We start from the raw sequence: 21211 nt of genomic DNA, 5'->3' as shown, positions 1-21211 counted from the left end.
ATTATTAAATATCGCTCTAAATTTCAATAAAACGGAACATATTTGGAACATCAAAATAATATTTTTGTAATATTTTTTTATTATTTAAATTAAGCCTTGCATACTACTTTTAACAGCGGTATCTATACAATCCGCAATTAACTATTAAGTGCGAATTTTAAAGTAATTTAAATAATAACAACGATATTAGGAGTTTACAAAATGAAAAAAAATGTATTTAATTTTACCTACAATGAACTTATGAAAATAAAACCTCCTGAAAAAGGTCGAGACAAATATAACGATCCTAAAGAACAAGGTTTAATATTAATAGTATCTTACGGCGGTAGTAAGGTTTTTTATTACGGTAAAAAAATAGACAGAGACTATAAATTACTATGGATAGGACATTTCCCTGAGGTATCGATTGCCGACGCTAGAAAGAAAACAACTGAATTTAAAACCCTAATTGCTAATGGTATTGACCCTACGGAAAAACCTAGCCCTTTACCTGAAGAAGTAGATACCGAGTTAACTTTTAAAGAGCTTTTTGATAGATATATAAACGACTACGCTCAATATAAAATAGCACGTTATAAAGATGTTATTGCGGATATGAAAAGACAAGCAAGCCATCTTTTTGCAAGGAAAATATCTAGTATACAGAGAGAAGATATGCAAACAATCTTTAATAATCTTACCAAGGAGGGTAAATTCAGAACAGCAAATATAGCAGTTCAAAGATTAAAAGGAATATTCAACAAATCTATTGAGTGGGGATTATTAGAGAAAAATCCTATAATCGGTATAATTAAGCATAAAGAAATTGAGCGTGAAAGATATATAACTTCCGAAGAAAAACAGCCTTTTTTTAAAATAGTTAAGCAAGAAGCAAATCCACTAAGGAAATTAATTTAACAGATAAAACCTGGTGTATACCTGCTATCAAAACCAAGAATGGAGAATCTCATTTAATACCTCTTACGAGTGAAGCGGTTGAAATATTACGCAGAAGATATCAGGAAAGTAAAAATAACTGGGTATTTCCAAGCCCTCGCAACAGTAAAAGCGGACATTTCGAAGAACCTAAAAAATCGTGGTATAAGATTAGACAAAAAGCCGGCATTCCGGATGTAAGAATACACGACCTACGTAGAACAAGAGGAAGCTGGCTGGCTATTAGCGGTGCTAGCGAATATATTATCGGTAAGGCTCTGAACCATAAAAGCCCAAAATCAACTAAAATTTACGCAAGGCTTAGCATCGATCCAGTCAGAAAATTTATGCAAAAAGCCGATGGTTTATTTAATAAGGTCAATAAATCATCCCAAACTAAAAATGTTAATAATAAAAATATTAATAATTAGTTACTACAACTTCCGTAGAGACTTTAGCTTGCCCGCTTATTAAATATTTAATTTCAACAGTGCGAATATTGAAATTTTTATAAAGATTTCTAATAAACGGTGTATCACTATTAGAAATCATAAATTTTGTGGTTTTGCTATCTAGCTCCGTAGCAAAACCTTTTAGTCTCACTTGTTCGGCTTCGTCAAAAGGTAACCTGGTATAAAATCTTTCCCCTACTTTATGGTAAGGGGGATCAAAATAAACAAAATCGTCTTTTTGCGGTTCGATAAAAGAAAAATCCGTTGTATAAATAGGTACACCGCTTAAAAAGCTACTACATTGTTTTAACCTTTCTTCTAAATTATCATTATTAATTTTTTTAGTAGAAAAGGAAGAAGCAAAATCCCCTCGTTTGTTAATTCGGTAAATCCCCTTAAAGGCATATCTATTGAGATATAAAAACCTGGCAGTAATTGCCGTCGGGTTATTATTACAATCATTATTTCTGATTTTATAATAATATTCCTTTGAGTAATTTTCGGTATAGGAGCTATATAATTTTGCTACTTCTGCAGGATTCTTTTTAACGGCATTATAAGAAGTTACCAGCTCTTGATTAATGTCGGATAGAAAACATTTCTTAAATTTATCTTTAACGGCAAAGAATAAAGCCCCGCCGCCTAAAAAAGGCTCATAATAGTTATTTAGTCCTTCGGGAATATATGAAATTAATTTATCGGCAAGTTTTCTTTTGCCGCCGACCCAGTTAATATAGCTAGAAGCTAATAAAACGGCTATGGACAATAATCTCTAAAGAGTTGATCAATATCACATTGATATTTTCTCCTAATAGATTTAGCTTGAGCCCATTTATGTTCAATTGGATTTAAATCTGGGCTATATGCCGGTAAATATTCAAGGATATGCCCAGCATTTTTGATATAATATTGCATATCTTTATTCTTATGAAAAGCAGCATTATCTAAAACAATTACACAACCATCTGGTAATTTAGGCATTAAATCCTCTTTTACCCAATGAGTAAAAGTTTGTGTATCAATATTATGTTCGAAAAGACTAACTGTCAAAAGTGCTTTGTCTAGCAAGGCTCCTATAGCATTAGTACGTCCTTTAGCTCCCCAATCATGTGTACCAAAACATCTTTCTCCCTTCATAGAATATCCATGAGTACGAGGCATGTCATGCATAAAACCACTTTCATCCAAGTATACTATAGGTTTTCCATCATGTGTATATTGAGTAATTTTATTTTGAAAGCATAACCTCTCTTTTGCTTTGGCTTTTGGGTGATTCAGTGTTTTTTTTATATGTAATATTTAAGCGTTTAAGAGCTCTCCAAATGCCATGTGTACTTACAACTAAATGTTCAGCTCTCTCATAATTATAAGCATCAGGATAGTCCTTGACATCTTGTTTTAATGCTTCCATGTTGATTTTTGTTGCAGGTTTATTACGAGTACGTGAAGGCTCCAAACGTTTTGCCCAACGCACTAATGTTGTCTTCCCTACATCAAAACGCTTGGCTGTTTGTACATAACTTAAACCTTCTTTGTTCTTTATCTTAAATACCTTTCTACGAAAATCTATACTATATGTCATAAGTCTTTTTTTATAGCCGTTTTATTAGCTTCTAGCTATAAATGGTTTAATATTAGGTTTAGCAATAGTTTTAGTATTAGGCATTTTCCACCTATTTATTTATTAATAAGCAATAATTATATCACAATTAAAGCTTAAATACCATGAGCAATAGAGGCTTTTAAGGCTAAGGCACACAATTTTATTAAATAAATAAAGGGCGATTAATATTAATTATTTTTAACTAATTAGAGCCATAGTTTTACTGCTGTCTCTACTTTGCCACTTGTTGGAAATTTTAATAAGAATATTTTTGTGAGAGTAAAAAATGCACTGTACTTCAAGGAATAGTAAGGCTAGATGTGGGACATAATATTACAATGGTGTAATATTTAACACAGAAGTTAGAACCAATCGCAAAACTGACCTAACCTCTGCGTACTATTTAAAACATGACGTAAAAAAATAGTGAGTAAATACTATGACAAATAAGGATATTCCACAACCAAAAGAACAAACTAATAATACTGACGACATAACAAATATTTCTAGTGTGATACAAAAACATCACGATCCTTTAGAAAAAATTGTCTTAGCACAATTAGCCCCCAATTTTGCTAAATTAAAATCACTTGCCAATCAACAAATAAACATAATAGATTCATTATCAGACAATGTTGATATCTCGCATCTTCACCAATTAAAACTTGAGTTAGATAACGCTAGAAAAAGAATTGAGCACCTGAAAATAGGACAAAATGAGTTTATAGCAAATGTTACTAGTAATATACAAACCTTTTGTAAAGGGATTTTGGCAAACATTAGTGTGCTTTATTTGGCAGAAGACGACCCCAAAAAACTTGATGAATTAACAAAAATAAAAGATTCTTCAGACGAAATAATTGAGTATTGCGATAAATTATTAGATTTTTCTAAAGCTCAGCTGGGTTTTATTCCTTTCACTGCTAAAAAAATCGAAATCAAAAAATTAGTAAATAGCGTTATTAATAAAGCACTGCCTTTAGCCGAAAATAAAAAATTGAGGCTTGCCCCTATTTTCGCTAACGATCTGCCTTACATAATGCTAGGGGATCAATATAGGCTTCTTTCAATATTAGAACATTTAATTATCAATGCAATTAAGTTTACCGATGAAGGAAGTATTACCGTAACAGTTAATTTATTTGATAAGGCTCGGCAAGAATTAAACGACGCTAAACCTAAGGAAGTCGTTTTACACCTTATAGTTAAAGATACAAGTAGCGGTACAATATCGGAAGAAAAACGGCAATTTATCTATAAACCTTATACGGGTGCTATTGCTATCACTGATGATATTTTTCAAGGTGTGGATTTTTCTATAGCCTTGATTAAACAATTTGTCCATGAAATGCACGGAGAGATTGACGTTAGCCCGGATATTGCATGAGATATAGGAGACAAAATCCTCGTAAAGCTGTATAATACTGGTATTTCATTAGAATAATACAAAGGATTTTGTCATGACAAATTGTATAGCATATAGTTACCAGTTTTCCAAAGTAAAAAATCGGACAATAGAGATAAATTTCACTGGAGGTGATATTAGTAGCGATGGAGGTGTGTTGTTATTAAGAGAAGCAGATAAAAGGCTTGGTATAACAGAGGAGCTTGCTAAAATATTTCCTGATAGACGAGATGGTAGTAAAATTACCCATAATATGGCAACAATGCTGAGGCAACGAATTTATGGTATTGCATTAGGTTATGAAGATTTAAATGACCACAATTATCTACGAAAATGTCCTGCTATGCAAACAGCTATGGAAACAATTGATGATATGGCAAGTAGTTCTACCTTATGTCGTATAGAAAACAATGCTGATAGACACTTTGCAATTAAAGTGCATGAACTAATGCTTGATAAATTTATTAAGTCTCATAAAATAGTACCAAAGCAGCTAATACTTGATTTTGATGCTACGGATGATGAAATTCATGGGCAACAGGAAGGTAAGTTTTATCATGGTTATTACGGTCATAATTGCTTTTTACCTTTGTATGTTTTTTGTGGAAAGCATCTGTTAGTTAGTTATCTTAGGACGTCAAAGCAGGATCAAGCAAAACATTCTTGGGCAATATTATCATTGTTAGTAAAACGTTTTCGCCAAGCTTGGCCAGAGGTAAAGATTATTTTTCGTGGTGATAGTGGATTTTGTCGTCATCAGATGTTTGATTGGTGTGATATTCATAATATAAAATATATTGTAGGAATGCCCCAAAATAACAGACTAAATGAGTTACTGAAACCTACAATGGAGAAGTCAAAAGCAGCATTTATTATAACCCAAGAAAAGCAACGTCTTTTTAGTGAGTTTCCATATAAGGCTGGTAGTTGGAGTCATGAACGTAGAATAATTGGTAAGGCAGAAATGACAATGCTTGGAGAAAATCCAAGGTATATAGTAACTAATTTATCAGATAAACCTGAAGATTTATACGACAAAGTTTACTGTGGTCGTGGTGATATGGAAAACCGTATAAAAGAGCAACAACTAGAATTATTTGCAGATCGTACTTCTTGTCATAGATGGTGGGCTAATCAGCTCAGAATGATTTTATCGGGTCTTGCATACACTTTAGTAGAATATATCAGAGGTAATTTATTACAAGGTAGTGCATTAGCAAAAGCACAAATAGGTACAATACGTTTAAAATTATTAAAAATTGGGGTAGTAATTATCCGTAATACTAGGCGTATTAAGTTTTTGTTATCTTCATCATATCCTTACCGACAGGTATGGAATCATGTGATGAAGAAATTAGCATTAGAATAACCTAGATTAGCACTGTTCCCGGTGCTTAGAAAAAATGGGGTAAGGGGCATTACATCTAAAATTTGAAAATAACGGCTTCAAAGCACTTTTTGGCAAAATTTTTACAAAAGTATCATTGCTAATATTATAAATTACTCAATTTCTTACTTTAAATCTCACTTCATGCAATATCCGGGTTAGAAGCCAAGGGGGCGAAGGGACTAGTTTTATATGTTATTTACCTTTGAAGTTGCCTTTAGTTGATAATCCTGTTGACACTGGCTGGTGTGATGTTAAGCAAAGCCCCATACGTGTATAATTGTTACTAGTAGCAGTATAATATACTGCTACTTTAAATAATCTATTTTGAGAAGTTAACGTAGGGATGTTATGTTTTAATTAGGTAAATTAAAGTAGGTTGTATCGTGCCAACAAACGAGGAAGTACAAGTTTTTACGAGCGAACAGTGGTATTCATTAGGTAAGTCTCAGTTAGATACAGAACCAGAAAAAGCACTGGAATCATTTAATAATGCAATAGAATTAGCATCTGATGATATAATGAATTATAACTATAAAGGAACAGCATTATCTCGTTTAGGTAGGCATCAAGAGGAGATAGACGTATACAATAAAGCAATATCACTTAAACCTGATCATAGCTATAGTTACTATTATAAAGGAATAGCTTTATATAAATTAGGAAGAGCAGAAGAAGCACTTAAAGCTTATAACAAAGCAATGGAATTAAAATTAGAATATTCTGGTCTTTATTATGCAAAAGGTATTGTTTTAGCAGTGCTAAATAAAAAAAGAGGAAGCACTTGAAGCTTATAATAAAGCAATAGAGATAAACCCCAATCACTATAATGCTTATAGCAACAAAGGCTGTATTTTACAGGGGCTAGAAAGAAAAGAAGAAGCACTTGAAGCTTTTAATAAAGCCATAGAATCAAAACCTGATGAAGCTAAGTTTTATTATAATAAGGGAATAGCTTTAAAAGCATTGGATAAGAATGAAGAAGCAATTAAAGCTTATGATACGGCAATTATGTTAAATCCATATTACGCTAGTGCTTACCATAATAAAGGAATCGTATTAAATATTTTAAAAGCACATACTGAAGCACTCAATGCTTTTAATAAAGCAATAGAATTAAATCCCAATAACTCTGATTATATTTTTGTTAAAGGAGCAACTTTATTAATTATAGGTGGTAAGCTTATTGAAGAAAAACAATTTGAAAAGGCTGATAGAGTATTAAGGAATAAAATATTTAATAAAATAAATGATGATCAAACAAACGAGGCATTTTCTACATTTAAAGGGATATGTTTATTTCATAGAAAAAAATATCATAAGGCACTTATTCAATTGAATTATGCTTTAACTTTAAATCCTAATTCTCCAAGTGCTAACAAATTTAAATTAAATTGCCTCAACGCATTAGGACTAAAAATCGAAGTTAAAAAAGAACAAAATAAACAACTTACTAAAGATATAAATAATATAGATGTATTACTAGAAAAGGCATTAAGTTTATTGCAAGAAGAAAAAATTGAAGAGGCAGAGAAATTTTTTAGAAGAGCTGAAAGGTTAGGAATAGACAAGAAATTTGGGGACAACGACAACAGCAAAAAATTTCAAATATGTTATCTCTCTATGAAAGCAATATATTTACAAGATCAGAAAAAATATTATGAAGCACTTAAGTCTATAAACGAAGCTTTAGGATTTAAAATGAAATATGAGGAATTAAATTTATATAGACGTAAGGCGGAATTACTAAGCTCAATCGGACACTACAAACCGGCTCTGGATTGCTGTAATTACGTTTTGACTAATGAATCCGAGGAAATATCAGAGGTAAATAGAAGAAGAGTATTATTGGTAAAAGCTATAAGTTATTATGAGTTAGGAGAGATAGAAGAAGCTGAACAGCTTATTAAAGTTTACAACTTGAATCAAGACCCTCAAATGGTAAAAGAAGAGATAGGTAAATTATTATATTTTCCTAAAAAGGATTAATAAGAAGCGTGTAAGAAAAAAGTAAATTATTGTTTTTTTATCACTAAATTTAAAGGCAGTTGATTAAAATATCTAAATAGGCATATTCAATTGACATTATAATTAAGGAATTGTTTAATTATATTTAGTAGAAATATAATGATTTAGTTTAAAGGTAGTAAGGTATAAAATGCCGAAAGTAGCAGATAATGATCCTGGAAACGCCATAAAGGAAAAGTGGGCTGACTTAAAATCATTAATGAGTAATGTTTCTACACGTACCCAAGCTGACACTTTTTTAGCTATTGCGGGTGGCTTAGTTTTAGAAGCAGAAGCACTAGGTATAAAGCTTGATATATCAGGCATGCAAGAAACTTTAAATGCAAAGGTCAAAAGTCATGAAGTTGACCAAGCAACTAATCAAGATAAAAATTTCAAAGAAAATGAATTATTACAAAAAGAACTTTTAGAAGAGCTTGAAAAATATAAAGAAGAAACCCAAAAGAAAAAAGAGCATATTAATTTAGTACAAAATAGGTTTGAAGAAAATAGTAGTAAATCTATAAAAGAAATAGATGAAGATATCAAAAAACTAGAAAAGATTAATAAAGCTATTGATGAGGGAAAACCAATTAAAGAAAGTGATTTAGATGAGCAAATCTTAAGTACCGATAAAATTAAAGAATTAAATAAAGAACATAAACAACTTTATGCCGATCGCGATGAAATCAACCAACAACACGCAGAAGCTCATGAAGAACTAAAAAAGTTAAATCAAGAAATCCATGATTTAAATAAAAAACTTGCCGATCAAAAATTATCCCCTCAAGAAAAAGAACAACTACAACATAAAATACATCTTTCCATAGAAAAATTAAAAGATCATAAGCCAATAGTGGAAATGTTAAATGAATTAAAAGTTAAAAATGATAAAATAATAGAACAAAAGGAAGAAAAACTAAAAATAAGAAAAAATACAATAGATGCATTTGGTAAAAAAATAACAGCAGATGACAATAAAAAATATTTAGATAACCCTCTACACCTTAAGCAAAAACATTCTTTATTAGAAAATCAACATAAAGCTATAGTTAGCGATGGGATAGTTAACGATAACGATTTGCGTAATAAAACATTAAATAAAATTGCGGATGATAAAAAAGTAAAGAAACAAGCAAATCAAATAAGAGACAAAATGCAAAACAGTTCTTCCTCTAATTCTATTCCTCCTAAGCATCGTAATACCAAAGGAAGAGAAAGATAATATATTAATAAAATATAAGGAGAATATTATGAAAAATAACTTAACTAAAGAAGAAAACGAAGAATTAGCAAAATATAAACAAGCAAATCAAGCAAAAATGGCAAAGCTTAAAGAACTACAGGAAAGGCAAAAGGGGTATGAAGCATCTAACGTAAGGTTAGATGAAGATATCGCAACATTACAAGCTATTAACAGACAATTAAGTAATAATTCAGATGAGGTAAAAGTAACAGGTGAGACCTCACAAGATAACGGTCATCACCCTCAAGAAAAAAAAGCTTCTTGTTCTATTTTATAGTTTTTCTAAAAAATTATACTAACTATTATGAAGCATTAATAAAATGCTTCATTTTTTTTATCATGAAATACAAAATTTCTTATTGACTTTCAACAAAAAAAATATAACTCCTTTACATTTAATTAAAATGTAAAGAAATTGTTAGGATTTGAAAAAGAGCAGAGGAGTTTAACTAAAAATCAAAAACAAGCGGTTGGATTGCTGTCCATCGGCACTTTTCTTGAGTATTTTGACTTAATGCTATATGTTCATTTAGCAGTACTACTTAATGAGTTATTTTTTCCAAAATATGAACCTCACGCAGCCTCTCTTCTTGCAGCCTTCGCCTTTTGCTCTACTTTTGTGTTTAGACCGGTTGGGGCTTATATCTTCGGTCGAATCGGTGATAAATTAGGTCATAAATCAACTGTTATTATGACAACTATTTTAATGGCATTTTCTTGTGTTATCATGGCAAATGCTCCTACTTTTGAGACAAAGGGGTTTTTCGCTTCCGTATTAGTTACAATTTGCCGTGCTGTTCAAGGAATGTCTTCTGTAGGAGAAATAGTGGGAGCAGAACTTTATTTAACTGAAGTTACAAAACCTCCAATACAATATCCAGTAGTTTCTTTTATTGCGGTTGCTTCAGTAATAGGAACAACAGCTGCATTGGGTATGGCTTCTTTAGTTACTTCATCTTTTGGACTTAATTGGCGTCTTGCTTTTTGGATGGGTGCTATAATTGCTGTAGTTGGAGGGTTTGCAAGGACTACACTAAGAGAAACGCCAGATTTTGCAAATGCAAAACTTAGGCTTTTAGAAAAATATGAAGAAGCCAATATTGATAAAGAAGAACTAAAAAATGATGTACTTTTTAATGAAAAAGTTGATAAAAAAACAACTATATATTTCTTTGTATTAAGTTGTGCCTGGCCTATATGTTTTTATTTTACTTATATTACATGTGGAGGAATTTTAAAAAATTCTTTTGGCTATACCGCTCCACAAGTCATTCAACAAAACTTTATTGTTTCAATGGTTCACTTAGTAGCTTTATCATTTATAAGCTATTTAAGTTATAAAATATATCCCCTAAAAATACTTAAAGCAAAACTATTTTTATTATTTATCTTTATGTTGTTTTCTCCATATATGCAACGACAAAATTTATTGCCTGGGGATGACAGCTAACTTTGCCGGTAAGAGGGTGGATAAGTTTGCATAAATAAGCCTCCTTTTTGTTAATGCTTTATAATATTGGAATATTTACTTAAGTTTAAATTCTAGATATAACAACGTTAAATTTGTGTCATACTTGATTTTATAATTGTTTTTCTGTAAGTATTAAGTTTGTTTAAGAGCATGTTTTTTCCTATAACTTTCAGAATTAATTTCTAGAATCGTAGAATGATGAATTAGCCTATCGATAGCTGCTACAGTCATAGAGTTTGTAGCAAAAATACTATCCCATTCACTAAAAGGCTGATTAGATGTAACAATAAGACTCCCTGATTCATATCGCTGAGCAATCAGTTCGAACAAAACATGCGTTTCAGCTTCATCCTTACGTACATATCCTATATCATCAAGGATAATAACATCATATTTATCAAGTTTAGCAAGTTCTGCCGGAAGGCGACAATCTCGACGAGAGGCTTGCAGATTTTGAACAAGCTTAGTGGGGGAAGTAAAGAGTACTCTGATATTTTTTTCTACCAATGCATACCCTAGTGCAGCAACTAAATGACTTTTTCCTACCCCGGATGGACCAAAAACTAATAAATTTTCGGCTCGCTTAACCCAACTAATATTACAAGCTAGTGATGTGGCTATAGTATTCCGGACAGTTAGTATGAGACAATATTAACAGAAAGGAAATACAGTATGACAAAAACAAAAATGTATTCTAGTGAATTTAAAGAATCAGCAGTTAAATTGGCAACTGAATCGAAGCGACCTGTTATTCAGACTGCAAAAGAATTAGGTATCAGTAAGAATACTTTATATAGTTGGATAGATAAATATTCTAAACAATTTGAAGAATCAATAACAAGAACAGATGAACATCTGTATGATGAATTAAAAAGATTAAAGAAAGAGCTGGTGATAGTAACACAGGAGCGTGATATACTAAAAAAGGCTGCAGCGTACTTTGCAAAAGAGTCCCTGTAAGGTATGCATGGATAAAGAAGCATCAAGATGATTTCTCAATTGCAATTATGTGCAAATGTATGAAGGTATCACGTAGCGGTTATTATGAGTGGTTAAATAACCCTGGATGCAATAGGGATAAAGAAAATAGAGAATTAACCTGTAAGGTTAGAGCTATTTTTCAGGAAGGTAGACGAAATTATGGATCTAGACCCATTAAAAAGGCTTTGTTGAGGCAAGGCATAATTGTTAGTCGTAGGAGAATTACAAGACTAATGAATGAAGCTGGCTTAGTATGTAAAACTAAGTATAAATTTAAAGCAACTACTGATTCTAAGCATAATAAGCAAGTTGCTCCTAATTTATTGGATAGACAGTTTAAAGTTTCTAATGTTAATTGTTATTGGGTTGGTGATATCACCTATATCCCAACTGGAGAAGGATGGTTATATTTAGCAACAGTTATTGATCTATTTTCTAGAAAAGTAATAGGCTGGTCAATGAATAGTAATATGAAAGCTGATTTAGTTAATAATGCTTTGCTAATGGCAATATGGCAACGTAAACCACCTAAAAAGCTTATTTGGCATACTGATAGAGGTAGCCAATATTGTTCTGATAGTCATTTAAAACTTATAAAACAACATGGTATTATACAGAGTATGAGTCGTAAAGGAAATTGCTGGGATAATGCTGTTGCTGAAAGCTTTTTTCATACTATAAAAACAGAATTAATTTATCAACATAAATTTAAAACTAGGGAGGAAGCAAAACATGCTATATTTGAATATATAGAGGTATTTTATAATCGTATAAGAATGCATTCTGCTAACGATTATCTATCACCAGTACAATACGAAAAAATACAAAAATGTGCGTAAAAAACTGTCCGGAAAACTGTTGACAGATCACCTTTGTCTAGACAAATTTTTTAAATTTTAGAGGTGTAATTCTCCTGTATTAATGTATTGGTTTTTCAAAGTAAAGTTTGCATTTTCTATGTCATATAGCCTCTTGATAATTTTCTAGTTTTTCTGCAAAATGTATCATTTCAGGTGTCTTATATTCAAGCGATTGATGAGGTCTTTGCTGATTATAAAATTCTATATAATCTCTGATAGCTATCTTTGCTTCACGTACTGTTTCAAGATCAAAACGATAAATCTTCTCTTGTTTCAAAGATCGCCAAAAACGTTCAATAAATACATTATCTAAGGCTCTGCCTTTGCCGTCCATACTAATAGCTATGCCTTGTTGCTCAAGTATTTGAGTAAAATCTTTTGATGTAAATTGTACTCCTTGATCCGTATTAAAAATGTCAGGCTTGCCATGTATAGATATTGCTTCATTTAGCCCGGATATTGCATGAGATATAGGAGACAAAATCCTCGTAAAGCTGTATAATACTGGTATTTCATTAGAATAATACAAAGGATTTTGTCATGACAAATTGTATAGCATATAGTTACCAGTTTTCCAAAGTAAAAAATCGGACAATAGAGATAAATTTCACTGGAGGTGATATTAGTAGCGATGGAGGTGTGTTGTTATTAAGAGAAGCAGATAAAAGGCTTGGTATAACAGAGGAGCTTGCTAAAATATTTCCTGATAGACGAGATGGTAGTAAAATTACCCATAATATGGCAACAATGCTGAGGCAACGAATTTATGGTATTGCATTAGCCCGGATATTGCATGAAGTGAGATTTAAAGTAAGAAATTGAGTAATTTATAATATTAGCAATGATACTTTTGTAAAAATTTTGCCAAAAAGTGCTTTGAAGCCGTTATTTTCAAATTTTAGATGTAATGCCCCTTACCCCATTTTTTCTAAGCACCGGGAACAGTGCTAATCTAGGTTATTCTAATGCTAATTTCTTCATCACATGATTCCATACCTGTCGGTAAGGATATGATGAAGATAACAAAAACTTAATACGCCTAGTATTACGGATAATTACTACCCCAATTTTTAATAATTTTAAACGTATTGTACCTATTTGTGCTTTTGCTAATGCACTACCTTGTAATAAATTACCTCTGATATATTCTACTAAAGTGTATGCAAGACCCGATAAAATCATTCTGAGCTGATTAGCCCACCATCTATGACAAGAAGTACGATCTGCAAATAATTCTAGTTGTTGCTCTTTTATACGGTTTTCCATATCACCACGACCACAGTAAACTTTGTCGTATAAATCTTCAGGTTTATCTGATAAATTAGTTACTATATACCTTGGATTTTCTCCAAGCATTGTCATTTCTGCCTTACCAATTATTCTACGTTCATGACTCCAACTACCAGCCTTATATGGAAACTCACTAAAAAGACGTTGCTTTTCTTGGGTTATAATAAATGCTGCTTTTGACTTCTCCATTGTAGGTTTCAGTAACTCATTTAGTCTGTTATTTTGGGGCATTCCTACAATATATTTTATATTATGAATATCACACCAATCAAACATCTGATGACGACAAAATCCACTATCACCACGAAAAATAATCTTTACCTCTGGCCAAGCTTGGCGAAAACGTTTTACTAACAATGATAATATTGCCCAAGAATGTTTTGCTTGATCCTGCTTTGACGTCCTAAGATAACTAACTAACAGATGCTTTCCACAAAAAACATACAAAGGTAAAAAGCAATTATGACCGTAATAACCATGATAAAACTTACCTTCCTGTTGCCCACTGTTGCCCATGAATTTCATCATCCGTAGCATCAAAATCAAGTATTAGCTGCTTTGGTACTATTTTATGAGACTTAATAAATTTATCAAGCATTAGTTCATGCACTTTAATTGCAAAGTGTCTATCAGCATTGTTTTCTATACGACATAAGGTAGAACTACTTGCCATATCATCAATTGTTTCCATAGCTGTTTGCATAGCAGGACATTTTCGTAGATAATTGTGGTCATTTAAATCTTCATAACCTAATGCAATACCATAAATTCGTTGCCTCAGCATTGTTGCCATATTATGGGTAATTTTACTACCATCTCGTCTATCAGGAAATATTTTAGCAAGCTCCTCTGTTATACCAAGCCTTTTATCTGCTTCTCTTAATAACAACACACCTCCATCGCTACTAATATCACCTCCAGTGAAATTTATCTCTATTGTCCGATTTTTTACTTTGGAAAACTGGTAACTATATGCTATACAATTTGTCATGACAAAATCCTTTGTATTATTCTAATGAAATACCAGTATTATACAGCTTTACGAGGATTTTGTCTCCTATATCTCATGCAATATCCGGGTTAGGTTATGAAGATTTAAATGACCACAATTATCTACGAAAATGTCCTGCTATGCAAACAGCTATGGAAACAATTGATGATATGGCAAGTAGTTCTACCTTATGTCGTATAGAAAACAATGCTGATAGACACTTTGCAATTAAAGTGCATGAACTAATGCTTGATAAATTTATTAAGTCTCATAAAATAGTACCAAAGCAGCTAATACTTGATTTTGATGCTACGGATGATGAAATTCATGGGCAACAGGAAGGTAAGTTTTATCATGGTTATTACGGTCATAATTGCTTTTTACCTTTGTATGTTTTTTGTGGAAAGCATCTGTTAGTTAGTTATCTTAGGACGTCAAAGCAGGATCAAGCAAAACATTCTTGGGCAATATTATCATTGTTAGTAAAACGTTTTCGCCAAGCTTGGCCAGAGGTAAAGATTATTTTTCGTGGTGATAGTGGATTTTGTCGTCATCAGATGTTTGATTGGTGTGATATTCATAATATAAAATATATTGTAGGAATGCCCCAAAATAACAGACTAAATGAGTTACTGAAACCTACAATGGAGAAGTCAAAAGCAGCATTTATTATAACCCAAGAAAAGCAACGTCTTTTTAGTGAGTTTCCATATAAGGCTGGTAGTTGGAGTCATGAACGTAGAATAATTGGTAAGGCAGAAATGACAATGCTTGGAGAAAATCCAAGGTATATAGTAACTAATTTATCAGATAAACCTGAAGATTTATACGACAAAGTTTACTGTGGTCGTGGTGATATGGAAAACCGTATAAAAGAGCAACAACTAGAATTATTTGCAGATCGTACTTCTTGTCATAGATGGTGGGCTAATCAGCTCAGAATGATTTTATCGGGTCTTGCATACACTTTAGTAGAATATATCAGAGGTAATTTATTACAAGGTAGTGCATTAGCAAAAGCACAAATAGGTACAATACGTTTAAAATTATTAAAAATTGGGGTAGTAATTATCCGTAATACTAGGCGTATTAAGTTTTTGTTATCTTCATCATATCCTTACCGACAGGTATGGAATCATGTGATGAAGAAATTAGCATTAGAATAACCTAGATTAGCACTGTTCCCGGTGCTTAGAAAAAATGGGGTAAGGGGCATTACATCTAAAATTTGAAAATAACGGCTTCAAAGCACTTTTTGGCAAAATTTTTACAAAAGTATCATTGCTAATATTATAAATTACTCAATTTCTTACTTTAAATCTCACTTCATGCAATATCCGGGTTAGAGCTTCAATACAAAAATCATTTTCTAAACTAATCGACACCCGCCAACTCAAAATATAACGACTATACCAATCCATTATAGCAACCAAATATACAAAACCTTGCTTTAATCTTATGTAAGTAATATCTGCACAGTAAACTTGATTGGAGCAAACCACCTCTATATTATTTAATAGATATGGGTATACTTTATGAGCCTGATTCCTACGGCTTAAATTAATCTTTGGGTATACTGCTTCAATACCAAGTATTTTATAATATTTTCTTATCATCTTACGACTAACATTTAACCCTTCGGATTTTAGGACATGAGACATTCTTCTAGTACCATAATAGGGATGCTCTGTAAAAATCTCATCAATTCTGTTCAGTACTCTATACTCCTTATCATCTAAGGTATTCCTAGCTCGGTAGTAGTAACTTGAGCGGTTTAAATCTAAAAGTTTGCATTGTCTTGCTATGGTTAAATTTGAAGCATAACTTATCATTTTTTTCCTAACCTCTAAATCCAAAGATACTAGATTTTTTTTTAAGCCAGTCTCTTTCAACTGTTAACTGGCCTATTTGCTCAAATAATGATTTAATTAAATCTTCTTGGCCGGTATCTTGTTGTTTAGATTTCGATTTAAATCCAGAAACCATAAAATCTAAAGCTTCTTTCTTCCATTTATAAATCTGATTAGCGTGAACACCATATTTGCTGGTAATTTGAGCTATAGTCATTTCTCCAGATATTGCTTCAATTGCTATTTTTACTTTTTCTTCTGCACTATATTTTTTAACTTGTTTTTTCATTTTTTGCTCCTTTTCCTAGGAGATATTATACCTACTTTTCTCTATTTTCTTGTCTAGTTTTTGGGTACCATTATACCTTCCTGTTGCCCATGAATTTCATCATCCGTAGCATCAAAATCAAGTATTAGCTGCTTTGGTACTATTTTATGAGACTTAATAAATTTATCAAGCATTAGTTCATGCACTTTAATTGCAAAGTGTCTATCAGCATTGTTTTCTATACGACATAAGGTAGAACTACTTGCCATATCATCAATTGTTTCCATAGCTGTTTGCATAGCAGGACATTTTCGTAGATAATTGTGGTCATTTAAATCTTCATAACCTAATGCAATACCATAAATTCGTTGCCTCAGCATTGTTGCCATATTATGGGTAATTTTACTACCATCTCGTCTATCAGGAAATATTTTAGCAAGCTCCTCTGTTATACCAAGCCTTTTATCTGCTTCTCTTAATAACAACACACCTCCATCGCTACTAATATCACCTCCAGTGAAATTTATCTCTATTGTCCGATTTTTTACTTTGGAAAACTGGTAACTATATGCTATACAATTTGTCATGACAAAATCCTTTGTATTATTCTAATGAAATACCAGTATTATACAGCTTTACGAGGATTTTGTCTCCTATATCTCATGCAATATCCGGGTTAGGTTATGAAGATTTAAATGACCACAATTATCTACGAAAATGTCCTGCTATGCAAACAGCTATGGAAACAATTGATGATATGGCAAGTAGTTCTACCTTATGTCGTATAGAAAACAATGCTGATAGACACTTTGCAATTAAAGTGCATGAACTAATGCTTGATAAATTTATTAAGTCTCATAAAATAGTACCAAAGCAGCTAATACTTGATTTTGATGCTACGGATGATGAAATTCATGGGCAACAGGAAGGTAAGTTTTATCATGGTTATTACGGTCATAATTGCTTTTTACCTTTGTATGTTTTTTGTGGAAAGCATCTGTTAGTTAGTTATCTTAGGACGTCAAAGCAGGATCAAGCAAAACATTCTTGGGCAATATTATCATTGTTAGTAAAACGTTTTCGCCAAGCTTGGCCAGAGGTAAAGATTATTTTTCGTGGTGATAGTGGATTTTGTCGTCATCAGATGTTTGATTGGTGTGATATTCATAATATAAAATATATTGTAGGAATGCCCCAAAATAACAGACTAAATGAGTTACTGAAACCTACAATGGAGAAGTCAAAAGCAGCATTTATTATAACCCAAGAAAAGCAACGTCTTTTTAGTGAGTTTCCATATAAGGCTGGTAGTTGGAGTCATGAACGTAGAATAATTGGTAAGGCAGAAATGACAATGCTTGGAGAAAATCCAAGGTATATAGTAACTAATTTATCAGATAAACCTGAAGATTTATACGACAAAGTTTACTGTGGTCGTGGTGATATGGAAAACCGTATAAAAGAGCAACAACTAGAATTATTTGCAGATCGTACTTCTTGTCATAGATGGTGGGCTAATCAGCTCAGAATGATTTTATCGGGTCTTGCATACACTTTAGTAGAATATATCAGAGGTAATTTATTACAAGGTAGTGCATTAGCAAAAGCACAAATAGGTACAATACGTTTAAAATTATTAAAAATTGGGGTAGTAATTATCCGTAATACTAGGCGTATTAAGTTTTTGTTATCTTCATCATATCTTACCGACAGGTATGGAATCATGTGATGAAGAAATTAGCATTAGAATAACCTAGATTAGCACTGTTCCCGGTGCTTAGAAAAAATGGGGTAAGGGGCATTACATCTAAAATTTGAAAATAACGGCTTCAAAGCACTTTTTGGCAAAATTTTTACAAAAGTATCATTGCTAATATTATAAATTACTCAATTTCTTACTTTAAATCTCACTTCATGCAATATCCGGGTTAGAGCTTCAATACAAAAATCATTTTCTAAACTAATCGACACCCGCCAACTCAAAATATAACGACTATACCAATCCATTATAGCAACCAAATATACAAAACCTTGCTTTAATCTTATGTAAGTAATATCTGCACAGTAAACTTGATTGGAGCAAACCACCTCTATATTATTTAATAGATATGGGTATACTTTATGAGCCTGATTCCTACGGCTTAAATTAATCTTTGGGTATACTGCTTCAATACCAAGTATTTTATAATATTTTCTTATCATCTTACGACTAACATTTAACCCTTCGGATTTTAGGACATGAGACATTCTTCTAGTACCATAATAGGGATGCTCTGTAAAAATCTCATCAATTCTGTTCAGTACTCTATACTCCTTATCATCTAAGGTATTCCTAGCTCGGTAGTAGTAACTTGAGCGGTTTAAATCTAAAAGTTTGCATTGTCTTGCTATGGTTAAATTTGAAGCATAACTTATCATTTTTTTCCTAACCTCTAAATCCAAAGATACTAGATTTTTTTTTAAGCCAGTCTCTTTCAACTGTTAACTGGCCTATTTGCTCAAATAATGATTTAATTAAATCTTCTTGGCCGGTATCTTGTTGTTTAGATTTCGATTTAAATCCAGAAACCATAAAATCTAAAGCTTCTTTCTTCCATTTATAAATCTGATTAGCGTGAACACCATATTTGCTGGTAATTTGAGCTATAGTCATTTCTCCAGATATTGCTTCAATTGCTATTTTTACTTTTTCTTCTGCACTATATTTTTTAACTTGTTTTTTCATTTTTTGCTCCTTTTCCTAGGAGATATTATACCTACTTTTCTCTATTTTCTTGTCTAGTTTTTGGGTACCATTATAATCTATCATCTGAAAAGCACGAAGATTATATGGCAGGAGATCGTATTTTGTTTAAAAGTACTAATAAAGATTTACAAATAGAAAATGGTGAATTTGCAACGATAACTTCAGTAAGTAACGATAGATTGATAGCTAACCCGGATATTGCATGAAGTGAGATTTAAAGTAAGAAATTGAGTAATTTATAATATTAGCAATGATACTTTTGTAAAAATTTTGCCAAAAAGTGCTTTGAAGCCGTTATTTTCAAATTTTAGATGTAATGCCCCTTACCCCATTTTTTCTAAGCACCGGGAACAGTGCTAATCTAGGTTATTCTAATGCTAATTTCTTCATCACATGATTCCATACCTGTCGGTAAGGATATGATGAAGATAACAAAAACTTAATACGCCTAGTATTACGGATAATTACTACCCCAATTTTTAATAATTTTAAACGTATTGTACCTATTTGTGCTTTTGCTAATGCACTACCTTGTAATAAATTACCTCTGATATATTCTACTAAAGTGTATGCAAGACCCGATAAAATCATTCTGAGCTGATTAGCCCACCATCTATGACAAGAAGTACGATCTGCAAATAATTCTAGTTGTTGCTCTTTTATACGGTTTTCCATATCACCACGACCACAGTAAACTTTGTCGTATAAATCTTCAGGTTTATCTGATAAATTAGTTACTATATACCTTGGATTTTCTCCAAGCATTGTCATTTCTGCCTTACCAATTATTCTACGTTCATGACTCCAACTACCAGCCTTATATGGAAACTCACTAAAAAGACGTTGCTTTTCTTGGGTTATAATAAATGCTGCTTTTGACTTCTCCATTGTAGGTTTCAGTAACTCATTTAGTCTGTTATTTTGGGGCATTCCTACAATATATTTTATATTATGAATATCACACCAATCAAACATCTGATGACGACAAAATCCACTATCACCACGAAAAATAATCTTTACCTCTGGCCAAGCTTGGCGAAAACGTTTTACTAACAATGATAATATTGCCCAAGAATGTTTTGCTTGATCCTGCTTTGACGTCCTAAGATAACTAACTAACAGATGCTTTCCACAAAAAACATACAAAGGTAAAAAGCAATTATGACCGTAATAACCATGATAAAACTTACCTTCCTGTTGCCCATGAATTTCATCATCCGTAGCATCAAAATCAAGTATTAGCTGCTTTGGTACTATTTTATGAGACTTAATAAATTTATCAAGCATTAGTTCATGCACTTTAATTGCAAAGTGTCTATCAGCATTGTTTTCTATACGACATAAGGTAGAACTACTTGCCATATCATCAATTGTTTCCATAGCTGTTTGCATAGCAGGACATTTTCGTAGATAATTGTGGTCATTTAAATCTTCATAACCTAATGCAATACCATAAATTCGTTGCCTCAGCATTGTTGCCATATTATGGGTAATTTTACTACCATCTCGTCTATCAGGAAATATTTTAGCAAGCTCCTCTGTTATACCAAGCCTTTTATCTGCTTCTCTTAATAACAACACACCTCCATCGCTACTAATATCACCTCCAGTGAAATTTATCTCTATTGTCCGATTTTTTACTTTGGAAAACTGGTAACTATATGCTATACAATTTGTCATGACAAAATCCTTTGTATTATTCTAATGAAATACCAGTATTATACAGCTTTACGAGGATT

At 32.0% G+C, this 21211-nt stretch carries 25 protein-coding genes and 2 pseudogenes; 15 read left to right on the top strand and 12 right to left on the bottom strand.

Annotated features, from left to right (window positions below; translation table 11 throughout):
• Positions 1–201 precede the first annotated feature (201 nt).
• Both AAGD48_RS10120 and AAGD48_RS10115 read left to right on the top strand, forming a co-directional pair.
• On the top strand, positions 202–897 hold the full coding sequence (locus AAGD48_RS10120) for an Arm DNA-binding domain-containing protein (RefSeq protein ID WP_341789895.1): 696 nt from the start codon (positions 202–204) through the stop codon (positions 895–897).
• On the top strand, positions 888–1346 hold the full coding sequence (locus AAGD48_RS10115; protein WP_341790792.1) for a site-specific integrase: 459 nt from the start codon (positions 888–890) through the stop codon (positions 1344–1346). Before AAGD48_RS10120 ends, AAGD48_RS10115 begins: the two co-directional genes overlap by 10 nt.
• On the opposite strand, the gene AAGD48_RS10110 is transcribed toward AAGD48_RS10115, so the two are convergent.
• From AAGD48_RS10110 to AAGD48_RS10100, 3 genes are read right to left on the bottom strand one after another with little or no spacing between them, the layout of a single operon-like run.
• Complete coding sequence (locus AAGD48_RS10110) at positions 1336–2133, bottom strand: Dam family site-specific DNA-(adenine-N6)-methyltransferase (protein WP_341789894.1); 798 nt, start codon at positions 2131–2133, stop codon at positions 1336–1338. The genes AAGD48_RS10115 and AAGD48_RS10110 overlap by 11 nt on opposite strands.
• On the bottom strand, positions 2124–2594 hold the full coding sequence (locus AAGD48_RS10105) for an IS630 family transposase (RefSeq protein WP_341790737.1): 471 nt from the start codon (positions 2592–2594) through the stop codon (positions 2124–2126). Before AAGD48_RS10105 ends, AAGD48_RS10110 begins: the two co-directional genes overlap by 10 nt.
• A gap of 1 nt (position 2595) precedes the next feature.
• Positions 2596–2949 carry an IS630 transposase-related protein gene (locus AAGD48_RS10100; protein ID WP_341789893.1) on the bottom strand — a complete coding sequence of 118 codons (354 nt, stop codon included), beginning with the start codon at positions 2947–2949 and terminating at the stop codon, positions 2596–2598.
• Between the two features lie 460 nt (positions 2950–3409).
• Between AAGD48_RS10100 and AAGD48_RS10095 the strand changes: the two genes are divergently transcribed.
• The 8 genes and pseudogenes from AAGD48_RS10095 to AAGD48_RS10065 all read left to right on the top strand — a co-directional run bounded on the left by AAGD48_RS10095 (position 3410) and on the right by AAGD48_RS10065 (position 10465).
• On the top strand, positions 3410–4357 hold the full coding sequence (locus AAGD48_RS10095; protein ID WP_341789892.1) for a HAMP domain-containing sensor histidine kinase: 948 nt from the start codon (positions 3410–3412) through the stop codon (positions 4355–4357).
• Positions 4358–4430: 73 nt separating this feature from the next.
• Complete coding sequence (locus tag AAGD48_RS10090) at positions 4431–5744, top strand: IS1380 family transposase (RefSeq protein ID WP_341789277.1); 1314 nt, start codon at positions 4431–4433, stop codon at positions 5742–5744.
• Positions 5745–6148: 404 nt separating this feature from the next.
• Positions 6149–6550 (top strand): tetratricopeptide repeat protein, encoded by a 402-nt coding sequence (locus AAGD48_RS10085; RefSeq protein ID WP_341789891.1) that lies wholly within the window; start codon positions 6149–6151, stop codon positions 6548–6550.
• Positions 6528–6710 (top strand): annotated as a pseudogene (locus AAGD48_RS10705) (tetratricopeptide repeat protein); the annotation flags it as partial. The gene AAGD48_RS10085 and the pseudogene AAGD48_RS10705, both read left to right, overlap by 23 nt.
• Positions 6711–6728: 18 nt before the next feature.
• A complete protein-coding gene (locus AAGD48_RS10080) occupies positions 6729–7751 on the top strand; it encodes a tetratricopeptide repeat protein (RefSeq protein WP_341789890.1) in 1023 nt (340 codons plus the stop codon).
• A gap of 169 nt (positions 7752–7920) precedes the next feature.
• Entirely contained in the window at positions 7921–8994 is a 1074-nt protein-coding gene (locus tag AAGD48_RS10075; protein ID WP_341789871.1) for a hypothetical protein, read from the top strand.
• Between the two features lie 28 nt (positions 8995–9022).
• Positions 9023–9292, top strand: a complete 270-nt coding sequence (locus tag AAGD48_RS10070) for a hypothetical protein (protein WP_341789872.1) — start codon at positions 9023–9025, stop codon at positions 9290–9292.
• 138 nt (positions 9293–9430) lie between these two features.
• Complete coding sequence (locus AAGD48_RS10065) at positions 9431–10465, top strand: MFS transporter (RefSeq protein ID WP_341789873.1); 1035 nt, start codon at positions 9431–9433, stop codon at positions 10463–10465.
• A gap of 153 nt (positions 10466–10618) precedes the next feature.
• Here AAGD48_RS10065 and istB read toward each other — a convergent pair whose 3' ends face one another.
• Entirely contained in the window at positions 10619–11083 is a 465-nt protein-coding gene (istB, locus tag AAGD48_RS10060) for an IS21-like element helper ATPase IstB (protein ID WP_341790791.1), read from the bottom strand.
• Positions 11084–11158: 75 nt separating this feature from the next.
• Between istB and AAGD48_RS10055 the strand changes: the two genes are divergently transcribed.
• A protein-coding gene (locus AAGD48_RS10055) for an IS3 family transposase (protein ID WP_410526007.1) occupies positions 11159–12306 on the top strand; the annotation gives its coding sequence in 2 pieces (ribosomal slippage) (positions 11159–11405 and positions 11405–12306; 1149 coding nt in all).
• A 121-nt stretch (positions 12307–12427) separates the two neighbouring features.
• Here AAGD48_RS10055 and AAGD48_RS10050 read toward each other — a convergent pair.
• Positions 12428–12808 carry an integrase core domain-containing protein gene (locus AAGD48_RS10050; RefSeq protein ID WP_341789874.1) on the bottom strand — a complete coding sequence of 127 codons (381 nt, stop codon included), beginning with the start codon at positions 12806–12808 and terminating at the stop codon, positions 12428–12430.
• Positions 12809–12867: 59 nt separating this feature from the next.
• On the opposite strand from AAGD48_RS10050, the gene AAGD48_RS10045 reads away from it, so the two are divergent.
• The gene (locus AAGD48_RS10045) at positions 12868–13149 is read left to right on the top strand and encodes a transposase (protein WP_341789889.1); all 282 of its coding nucleotides are present in this window, start codon (positions 12868–12870) and stop codon (positions 13147–13149) included.
• A 135-nt stretch (positions 13150–13284) separates the two neighbouring features.
• Here AAGD48_RS10045 and AAGD48_RS10040 read toward each other — a convergent pair.
• Positions 13285–14608, bottom strand: a pseudogene (locus tag AAGD48_RS10040) (IS1380 family transposase).
• Positions 14609–14667: 59 nt separating this feature from the next.
• On the opposite strand from AAGD48_RS10040, the gene AAGD48_RS10035 reads away from it, so the two are divergent.
• A complete protein-coding gene (locus tag AAGD48_RS10035) occupies positions 14668–15774 on the top strand; it encodes an IS1380 family transposase (protein WP_341789888.1) in 1107 nt (368 codons plus the stop codon).
• Positions 15775–15909: 135 nt separating this feature from the next.
• Here the strand turns inward: AAGD48_RS10035 and AAGD48_RS10030 are convergent, their stop codons facing one another.
• Genes AAGD48_RS10030 through AAGD48_RS10020 form a run of 3 tightly spaced genes read right to left on the bottom strand, consistent with a single transcriptional unit; the run spans position 15910 to position 17313 of the window.
• A complete protein-coding gene (locus AAGD48_RS10030; protein WP_341789885.1) occupies positions 15910–16440 on the bottom strand; it encodes an IS3 family transposase in 531 nt (176 codons plus the stop codon).
• A gap of 7 nt (positions 16441–16447) precedes the next feature.
• Positions 16448–16747, bottom strand: coding sequence for a transposase (locus AAGD48_RS10025; RefSeq protein WP_341789884.1), 300 nt, complete (start codon positions 16745–16747; stop codon positions 16448–16450).
• 53 nt (positions 16748–16800) lie between these two features.
• Positions 16801–17313, bottom strand: a complete 513-nt coding sequence (locus tag AAGD48_RS10020) for a transposase (RefSeq protein WP_341789887.1) — start codon at positions 17311–17313, stop codon at positions 16801–16803.
• A 59-nt stretch (positions 17314–17372) separates the two neighbouring features.
• On the opposite strand from AAGD48_RS10020, the gene AAGD48_RS10015 reads away from it, so the two are divergent.
• On the top strand, positions 17373–18455 hold the full coding sequence (locus tag AAGD48_RS10015; RefSeq protein WP_341789886.1) for an IS1380 family transposase: 1083 nt from the start codon (positions 17373–17375) through the stop codon (positions 18453–18455).
• Positions 18456–18613: 158 nt separating this feature from the next.
• On the opposite strand, the gene AAGD48_RS10010 is transcribed toward AAGD48_RS10015, so the two are convergent.
• Both AAGD48_RS10010 and AAGD48_RS10005 read right to left on the bottom strand, forming a co-directional pair.
• Positions 18614–19144, bottom strand: coding sequence for an IS3 family transposase (locus AAGD48_RS10010; protein ID WP_341789885.1), 531 nt, complete (start codon positions 19142–19144; stop codon positions 18614–18616).
• Between the two features lie 7 nt (positions 19145–19151).
• The gene (locus AAGD48_RS10005; protein WP_341789884.1) at positions 19152–19451 is read right to left on the bottom strand and encodes a transposase; all 300 of its coding nucleotides are present in this window, start codon (positions 19449–19451) and stop codon (positions 19152–19154) included.
• Between the two features lie 104 nt (positions 19452–19555).
• Here AAGD48_RS10005 and AAGD48_RS10000 point away from each other — a divergent pair, with 104 nt between their 5' ends.
• Positions 19556–19678 (top strand): hypothetical protein, encoded by a 123-nt coding sequence (locus tag AAGD48_RS10000; RefSeq protein ID WP_341789883.1) that lies wholly within the window; start codon positions 19556–19558, stop codon positions 19676–19678.
• A gap of 160 nt (positions 19679–19838) precedes the next feature.
• Here the strand turns inward: AAGD48_RS10000 and AAGD48_RS09995 are convergent, their stop codons facing one another.
• Positions 19839–21152, bottom strand: coding sequence for an IS1380 family transposase (locus tag AAGD48_RS09995; protein ID WP_341789277.1), 1314 nt, complete (start codon positions 21150–21152; stop codon positions 19839–19841).
• Positions 21153–21211: the final 59 nt, after the last annotated feature.

The organism is Rickettsia endosymbiont of Polydrusus tereticollis, assembly GCF_964026385.1.
Lineage (GTDB): Bacteria > Pseudomonadota > Alphaproteobacteria > Rickettsiales > Rickettsiaceae > Rickettsia.
The sequence above is the reverse complement of the archived record's forward strand: the minus strand, read 5'-3'. Positions and strand labels throughout refer to the sequence as shown.